The sequence below is a fragment of the Avibacterium endocarditidis genome (genome assembly GCF_002921145.1).
GTDB lineage: Bacteria > Pseudomonadota > Gammaproteobacteria > Enterobacterales > Pasteurellaceae > Avibacterium > Avibacterium endocarditidis.
This window is the reverse complement of the sequence record NZ_PQVI01000140.1, coordinates 1-8534: the sequence shown is the minus strand read 5'-3', so window position 1 is coordinate 8534 and position 8534 is coordinate 1. Positions and strand designations below refer to the sequence as shown.

At 40.7% G+C, this 8534-nt stretch carries 9 protein-coding genes; 7 read left to right on the top strand and 2 right to left on the bottom strand.

All coding sequences use genetic code 11. The features are described from left to right. Positions 1-192: 192 nt before the first annotated feature. Positions 193-1506, bottom strand: coding sequence for a 23S rRNA (uracil(1939)-C(5))-methyltransferase RlmD (gene rlmD, locus C3Z13_RS10365; protein WP_103855866.1), 1314 nt, complete (start codon positions 1504-1506; stop codon positions 193-195). Between the two features lie 3 nt (positions 1507-1509). Continuing rightward, positions 1510-2220 (bottom strand): DNA repair protein RecO, encoded by a 711-nt coding sequence (recO, locus tag C3Z13_RS10360; RefSeq protein WP_103855865.1) that lies wholly within the window; start codon positions 2218-2220, stop codon positions 1510-1512. A gap of 202 nt (positions 2221-2422) precedes the next feature. On the opposite strand from recO, the gene C3Z13_RS10355 reads away from it, so the two are divergent. From C3Z13_RS10355 to C3Z13_RS10335, 7 genes are all read left to right on the top strand, one after another. Then, on the top strand, positions 2423-2929 hold the full coding sequence (locus tag C3Z13_RS10355) for a restriction endonuclease subunit S domain-containing protein (RefSeq protein ID WP_245872641.1): 507 nt from the start codon (positions 2423-2425) through the stop codon (positions 2927-2929). Between the two features lie 86 nt (positions 2930-3015). Next, positions 3016-3441: a PDDEXK family nuclease gene (locus C3Z13_RS12480; protein ID WP_245872640.1), complete on the top strand. Its 426-nt coding sequence runs from the start codon at positions 3016-3018 to the stop codon at positions 3439-3441. Positions 3442-3493: 52 nt separating this feature from the next. Continuing rightward, entirely contained in the window at positions 3494-6265 is a 2772-nt protein-coding gene (locus C3Z13_RS10350) for a type I restriction endonuclease subunit R (RefSeq protein ID WP_245872639.1), read from the top strand. A 15-nt stretch (positions 6266-6280) separates the two neighbouring features. Beyond that, positions 6281-7123: a DNA damage-inducible protein D gene (dinD, locus tag C3Z13_RS10345; protein WP_103855864.1), complete on the top strand. Its 843-nt coding sequence runs from the start codon at positions 6281-6283 to the stop codon at positions 7121-7123. Between the two features lie 15 nt (positions 7124-7138). After that, complete coding sequence (locus tag C3Z13_RS12475) at positions 7139-7426, top strand: GIY-YIG nuclease family protein (protein ID WP_245872638.1); 288 nt, start codon at positions 7139-7141, stop codon at positions 7424-7426. Beyond that, complete coding sequence (locus tag C3Z13_RS10340) at positions 7420-8016, top strand: DUF4357 domain-containing protein (protein ID WP_245872637.1); 597 nt, start codon at positions 7420-7422, stop codon at positions 8014-8016. Before C3Z13_RS12475 ends, C3Z13_RS10340 begins: the two co-directional genes overlap by 7 nt. Beyond that, positions 8009-8251 (top strand): virulence RhuM family protein, encoded by a 243-nt coding sequence (locus C3Z13_RS10335; RefSeq protein ID WP_103855863.1) that lies wholly within the window; start codon positions 8009-8011, stop codon positions 8249-8251. Before C3Z13_RS10340 ends, C3Z13_RS10335 begins: the two co-directional genes overlap by 8 nt. Positions 8252-8534: the final 283 nt, after the last annotated feature.

Here is an 8534-nt window from a genome sequence, read left to right as displayed (position 1 = left end):
CAATGCATCTGCGGATTTTCCACCGTGTTTTGGTGCTGTTGAATTTTATCTTGCGAATAATGCCAAGCCAGCACCAACTTCTCTGCCAGCTCAGAAGAAAGCCCTAAGCTTTCGCTCCATTGCTCAATCACAAAATCTTTCGGGTTAAGTAGGTGTGAACCTCGAACAGCAACCATAACGCCTTCCTATTTATTATTTCCGTTCAAAGAGAGTAATGCTCTCCAAATGCCCCGTATTTGGGAACATATCGATCATTGCCACTTGGGTTAATTGATAGCCTGCTTGCAACAACATTTGTGCATCGCGCACAAGCGTTGCGGGATTACAAGACACATACAGCACTTTTTCTGCCTGTAACTGACACAAAAACGGCATTGCAAACGCTGCGCCCGTGCGCGGGGGATCGAGCAAAATTTTGCTAAATGCTTGGCTTGCCCATTGTTGTTCAGCAAAAGATTGTGCCAGATCGCCTTGATAAAATTGGACATTTTTACAGCCATTTCGTTCCGCATTTTGTGTCGCTTTCTGCACCATTTCCGCCACGCCTTCTACGCCCACCACTTGCTTGGCTTGACGGCTTATGGGCAAGGTGAAATTGCCCATTCCGCAGAATAAATCCAGAACCTGATCTTGCGCATTTAATTTGAGCCAATCTAGCGCAGTGTCAATCATTGCTTGATTGAGTTGCGGATTAATCTGAATAAAATCACGCACATCAAAATGCAGCCGTTGCCCATTATTCAATTCATAATAAGGATTTTCGCCATAAAGCTGCTGGATTTGCACATCATCTTGCACAAACAGCATTAAGTGTTCTTGGCGAGCAAATTCAAGTAACAAAGTGCGGTCATTTTCTGCCAAATTTTTTTGATGACGTAGCAATAATGCCACACCGTTATCCGCTCGCACCAGTTCGATATGGCCTAAATTTTTCGGGTTAGACCAGTTTTGCAAAAGTGCGGTGATTTTTGGCAACAAATTATTGAGTGGTGTTTCGATAACAAGACAAGACTGCACTGGCTCAATATTTTGCGAATTTTTTTGGCGAAAACCAATGCGCAGTCCCAGCTTTTTATCCCAATTTATACTCAAGCGTAAACGGCGGCGATAATGCCATTGGCTACCCACAATTCGGGGCATTAAGGTAATTGGTTCAGCTTGCAATTTCGTTAAACGCTGAAATAAGGCGCGCTCTTTTGCTTCCCGTTGTATTTCCAAGGGAATATGCTGAGTTTGGCAGCCACCACATTTTGCATAATGAGCACAAGCAGGCTGCACACGCTGTGGGCTAGTTTGCAACCATTTTTTCGCTACCCCTTTGCCATATTGACGCTTTTCTTCCAACACTTCGACCTGCACTTTTTCATCAGGCAGCGCATTTTCGATAAACCAAGTTTTACCTTGAATTTTTGCTACGCCTAGCCCTTGATAATCTAAATCTTGCACTTGCGCGGTAAAAGTGCGGTGTTTTTTTTCCACTTTTTTCGGGGAGTAAAGTAATGCCATAGGTTATTTCTGATACAAAACATGTTGGGTGAATAATTCTCGACTTTTCAACGGTTTATTGCCTAAATAAGGTTTCAAGGCAATGCGAATAAAGCGTTTCGCCGCTTGTAACACCGCCTGATCGTGAAACTCTCGCCGCTCAAACGCCAGCAATTCTCTGCCATAAAAAGTGAGATTATCCTTAATTAAAGAAGCAATAAAGCCTTTTTCTTCGCGATAACGATAGGTCATATTTTCATCGACAGGCTCGCCTGAACCTGCACAATGGCAAAAATCAATGCCATAGCCCATTGCTGTAAGTAATTGAAATTCAAAGGTTCGCAGGCTTGGTTCGACTGACTCAGACACACTCGCCAAGCCCGTAATACATTTTAGATAGTCTTGGAAAATCTCAGGATAAGGGGTCTCAACGGCCAGCAAACGCATCAGCAATTCATTCACATAAAAACCGCTATAAAGCGCCGTAGGCTGCATTGGCAAAGTGAGCGATGCCGCTTCGGCTTTGGTCAGGGTTTTCAGCTCCCCCTTTCCAGTCCAACGCAGAAGCAACGGCGTAAACGGCTGCAAAATGCTTTTCCACGCTGAACGCTTTGTTCTCGCCCCTTTCGCAATCACCGTCAAACGCCCCGTTTCTTCCGTAAACAAATCCACCAATAAACTCGTTTCGCTGTACGCCCTACGATGCAAAACAAAGCCCCGCTGCCAATTTTCGATAACCTTATCCTTAGCTAATCATTCGTTAAAGTGCGGATATTTTAACAGATTTTTGGCAGAGTTAGGGGGAAAAGTGCGGTGGGATTTTTTGGTGTTTTTTGCAAAATAAAAATGTTATTTATAAAAATAACAAAAACACCTTGACGAATAATCATACCAGAATATAATGCATATTAACTTTGTAATTTCAACAAGGAACAAAATGAAACTACAAGATCTTGTACGATTTGAAATCGGTACACTACTTTCTCGGCTAAATGAACAAGCTGGTAGCCCTTGCTACTCATTATATGATCAAGCGGATCTACAAGCAGATTTTGAAACTCGAACAGAATCCACACAAGGAAAACAAATTTGTACACCAGACACACCTACACTGCTACAAGAAGATGATGTCATTTTTAGCTTGATCTCAGGCTCAGCAGTCCAAGTCTGTCAGGCGCGTGCTGGCTACGCATTTTCTCACAACTATGCTCGTCTATGTCCCTCAAAAGAACTTGATAAGAGCTTTTTGGTTTATTTACTGAATAATGATGCTGATATAAAACGGCAGTTAGTCGCCAGTTTGCAAGGATCTAGTGTTATGAAATATAGCCTTAACCAATTAAAAAACCTACAACTTTCGCTCTTCCTACATTGTCTGTGCAACAGGCTATCGGGCAAGTTGATCGTCTGCAACGCCGTATCACAATGCTTAAAAAACGGGTAGCAGATAATGAAGCACAACTTACCGCATACTTACTGAATAATTTTCAAAAACAATGCAAATCTAACATCAAGAATTAAGGAATGATTATGTCTAACTATCAATACGAATCCGAGTTTGAACAATCCCTTATTGAATATCTCTCCACGGGAAACATTACCACCGCTGATCATTTGCAAGGCTTAAGCCATTATTTAGATTTCCCTAGAAAAACAAGAATTTGGGAATATCTTCCTGACATTAAAACAACAGAACAACTTTGGGATAATTTTAAAGGTATTTTAGAACGCTTAAATAGACAATCATTAAAATCGCCTTTAAGCGAAAATGAATTTAATCAAGTAAAAACTAAACTGGCGGAGCAAACTCGCACACCGTTTGACGCGGGTAAATTTCTTTATGGAACCAATGGCGTTTCACAAATCGAGATCGATTTAGACGATGGTCGTCACGTTTTTTTAACCGTTTTTGATCAAAACAAGTTGGAGCAGGCAACACGGTTTATCAAATTGTGAATCAAATTGAACGCCCTGCTGTTATCCCTGGTAAACAAATCGCCGCTTTGATGTGACTTTGCTGATCAATGGATTGCCCATTATTCAATTAGAGCTAAAGGCAGATGCACATTCCGTTGATGAAGCCCTTAATCAAATGGAGCAATATATTAAAGAGCAACAATACCAGGGGATTTTCTCTACGATACAAATTTTGGTTGGAATGACGCCACATAATGCAAGATATATGGCAAACACCACGGCTGATTATTTTAATAAGGATTTTTCCTTTGCCTGGCAAAAACGCAGTGACAACAGTATTGTGCGCTCTTGGAAAGACTTTGCAGACTCAATGCTATCTATCCCAATGGCACACCAAATGGCAACCAATTATATGATTTTAGACGGCACACCAAATAAAACAATGCTGAAAGTAATGCGTCCTTACCAAGTTTATGCCACGCAGGCGGTCATTGAAGGGATCAAACAAGCCGATTTTGAAATGGGGGATAAAAAAATTGGCTATATTTGGCATACCACAGGCTCGGGAAAAACTATCACCAGTTTCAAGACCGCTTGGCTGGCAAGCCGTTTACCAAAAGTAAACAAGGTAGTTTTTGTCGTTGATCGTATCGCATTAACTAAACAAACCCTTGAAAACTATCGTGCTTATGATCCTGATAACAATGATGATGTCGGCTCAATTCTTGATACCAATAACACCCGAGATTTACGCAAAAAACTCAAAAGCAATGCAAACGGCATTATTGTTACCAGTGTACAAAAACTTGGCAAACTGGCAAAAAGCCGTGATTTTATCGCACCCAATAAAAATATCGTTTTTATTGTTGATGAAGCTCACCGCTCCACCGCGGGGGAACAGTTCCAACTCATTAAAGATAAATTCAAGCATAGCGTTTGGGTGGGATATACTGGCACCCCAATGTTTGACGGAAAAACCACAAAAGAAATTTTTGGTGAATTATTACATGCTTACACAATTAAAGAAGCCATTGCAGATCGCAACGTACTAGGCTTTAAAGTGGATTTCAAAAGTACTGTAGATATTCGCGAACTACTTAAACAAAAATACCCAGATTGGTCGTCAGAAGAGAAAATTGATGCTGAGCTTGAAGCGATGCGTAAAGAAGAATTTGATGAAGCTAAATTCTTAGACAATGATAACAAAAGCACGATCACCAAAGGCGAAAAAGTAGAACGCACGCTCACCCGCAATTTTTATGATGAAAGTGATGAACATATCCGCCTTGTAGTTGCGGATATTTTTAAAAATTGGCGTAACCGTTCCAATGATTTCAAATATAACGCCATGTTCACCACCCACGTCAGCGGCACTGGCGCTAGCACACCACTTGCTTCAAGATACTATCGAGAATTCCAACGTGTAAACAAAGAGCGGTCGGAAAAAGGTGAATTTATCTTAAAAGTTGCCTTAACTTATAGCCTTAATACAGAAAACAGCGATGGAATGGCACAAACAAATCAAGCCTTACACGATGCAATCAATGACTATAACGCAATCTTTGGCACAAACTGGGGCTTAAATACAATTCCAGAATATTTTGATGATCTCAGTTCACGCTTAAATAAAACCGTTTATGACCGAAATTATCTTGATCTGGTCATCGTTGTCGATCAACTGCTCACGGGTTTTGATGCCCCAGGGCTTAACACACTCTATGTCGATCGTATCCTAAAAGGTGCTGGGCTAGTGCAAGCCTATTCACGCACCAACCGAATCGCAGACCTGCAAGAAAAACCTTGGGGACAAGTGGTGAACTACCGCTGGCCTGTACAAAATGAACGCCTAATGAATGAAGCTCTCGCCACATACGCAAATAAAGATTCCGCCAATAAAGTGGAAGAACCAGCACCTATCTATGGTGATGATGACCCAACTCCACCTTGGCTAGTTAAGCCTTTCAATCAACAGTTAGAAGAAGTCAAAAAGGTTGTTCAAACACTTGCTGAATGTACGAAAAACCCAAGCGGCGAACCATTTATGCAACTTCCACATAGCGAGAAAGCGAAAGAAGAAATGCTAGGACAGCTACGCGAGTTTAATGCAGGCATTACCAAATTAAAACAATATCCTACTGAGCAAATTGACGGTCATCTTGCAGGATTTGACTACGATAATCCAGATGCATTGATTGAAGCACTTGGAATGACTCCAAGCCAATATGAAGTGCTCACCACCGTGCTTGCAGGAGAATTAAAACACCATTTAGCCAAAGAAAAGAATATTCCAATCTCCCAAATTGAGCTGCGAATGACGCACATTAAGGACATTAAAGTTGATTATGACTATCTCACCGAATTAGTGAATCAACTTATTGCCCAAGTACAAGCGGGCGAAACCGAAGCAGCAGAAAAAACGGAAGAAAAAATCCAACAATTTGCCAACGGTATGGAAGATACTTCCTATGCTGAACAAATTCGCCGTGCTACGCAAGCTATTATGGCAGGAGATTACCCTCTTAATGGTCAAGTCTGGAAAAAGATTTCTCCATCGGAACTTTCAAATGCCATAAATGCTGCAAGTAATATCACAATCGATCGCAAATTATTAGATTTTCGCAATAAATGGGGCATTACCGACATCATCAATAATGCTCAAATCCGCAATCTTATTGCGAACCATCGCTATGGCGAAAAAGATTTGGACGATGATAAAAAACTCACCAATATCATCACAGAAGGCAGCAAAAATTACACCGCACTTGCCACCGATGCAAACACACAACAATTAACCAACATCAAATACCGCACCGCATTACGCGAAGCATTTTATCAGTTGGCTGATGTGTTGGTGCAGGATTAGAACAAGGAGTTTCAAATGAATAATATCCAAACTTTACAAACATTGTTTGAACAAGCCGTACAAAAAATTGATTCAGAGAATATTGAATTCTGGTTCGCTCGCGATTTACAAACGCTTTTGGGGTATGAACGCTGGGAGAATTTTAAAACAGCTATCAATCGGGCGGTAGAAGCTTGCAAACACTCTGGACAACTGCCTTCAGACCATTTTCGTGACGTCACGAAAATGGTTACTCTTGGAAGTGGTAGCCAACGTGAAATTGAAGATCTTATGCTAACTCGCTACGCCTGTTATCTTATTGCTCAAAATGGTGATCCTCGCAAGCCAGAAATCGCTTTTGCGCAAAGTTATTTTGCTGTTCAAACACGCAAGCAAGAGCTTATTGAACAAAGAATGCAAGTACAATCTCGTTTAGAAGCACGAGAGCGATTAAAAACGTCAGAAAAAATACTTTCACAAAATATTTATGAACGTGGTGTTGATGAAAAAGGGTTTGGACGCATCCGTTCTCATGGCGATCATGCATTATTTGGTTATACCACTCAACAAATGAAAGAACGCTATGGCATCACAAAAACTCGCCCTCTTGCGGACTTTCTACCAACACTAACCATTGCTGCTAAAAATTTAGCAACAGAAATGACAAACCACAATACACAGCAAGCCAATTTACAAGGTGAAAAAGCCATTACAGAAGAGCATATACAAAACAACAGAACCATACGCAATATGCTGGGTGAACGAGGGATTCAGCCTGAAAATCTTCCTCCTGAAGAAGACTTGAAGAAAATAGAACGACAAGTTAAAGCAGAAGAAAAGAAGCTGGCGAGTAAAACAGGCAAGTTACCGAATAAATAAAATTGGAATCATAGTATGACGAATAAACACCCCAAAACCCTACAAATCTTCCTGCCAACAGGCGAACCGCAGGGGATTCGGATTATTGAAGAAAGCACATCGATTATGCGTGTGATCGAAGTGCCACGCCGTGATTTAGCGACCTTTCTAAAAATGGAGGAATCCGCGCAAGTAGCAGTGTATTTTCTTATCGGTGGTGCGGATAATGATGAAGTCTATATCGGACAGTCTGGTGAGGTAGGGAAACGCATTGAACGGCACCATATCGAAGATAAAAAGATTGGTCGCGTGCGTTGGTGCTGATTTCTCTCACGCAGAATCTCACTCAAACTCACGCTCTGTATTTGGAATGGCTTGCTATTGAAAAAGCCAAATCCTGCCAGCGTTTTAGCCTTTCTAATGGTAATAAAGGGCAGAAAACGCACACACCGCCACCATTGAAAGCAGCTTGTGAAACAATGTTTGAAATTGCGGATTTATTGCTTTCCACTTTGGGTTACCCAATTTTTGAGCCATTACGCAAAGCACAATCAGCAACCAAAAAAGAAATGATTTTCTACTGCCCACGCAATGGTATACAAGCTCAGGCTATTTATACTCAAGATGGAATGATCGTATTGAAAGGCTCAAATTTCCCCTATCTTGAGAAATCAAATGCCTCCAACTATCGTCTGAGAACCATTGCACAATGCGATGAACTAATTGAAAAAGGCATACTCACCTTAGACAAAGAGCGGTGCTTTTTTAGCAAAGATTTTCGCTTTAATAGCCCAAGCACCGCTGCGTCATTACTGATCTTAGGCAATGCTAATGGCTGGACGGAATTTAAAACCGCAGAAGGCAAAACCTTAAAAGAAATTTACGCAAGTGAAACGGAAACCCCAAGTGAATAATCCAATTATCATCTACAACACTGAGGACGGCAAAACCAAAGTGTCGCTTTATGCCCAAGATGGTACGGTGTGGCTGAATCAAAATCAGTTGGCGGAACTTTTTGCCACCTCAGTCCCTAATATCAATATGCATATAAATAACATATTGAAAGATAAAGAATTAGATAAAAATTCAGTTATTCAGTATTTCTTAATAACTGCCATCAATGGCAGTTATTACAATCTAGTACTTTAGTTCTCCAACGTAGCTGCGATCTCTAAAATCATTGCTTTTTCGCTGTATCTAAGCGTTAGCCTATGGGCTAGATGCTTAGTGATGTAGATTAGTAGGAAAATTACTTTTTTATTAAAATAATCGCATTTTCTACTAAAGCAGTTAAAATTATACAATTTTTCCTATTTACTCAAACTATCACCGTATTTGAGTATAAGCAATTTAATAAAGAGATAAGCTGATGAAAAATCATAACATACCAAAACTACGTTACCCTGAATTCACGGACGCTTGGGAAAAGTGC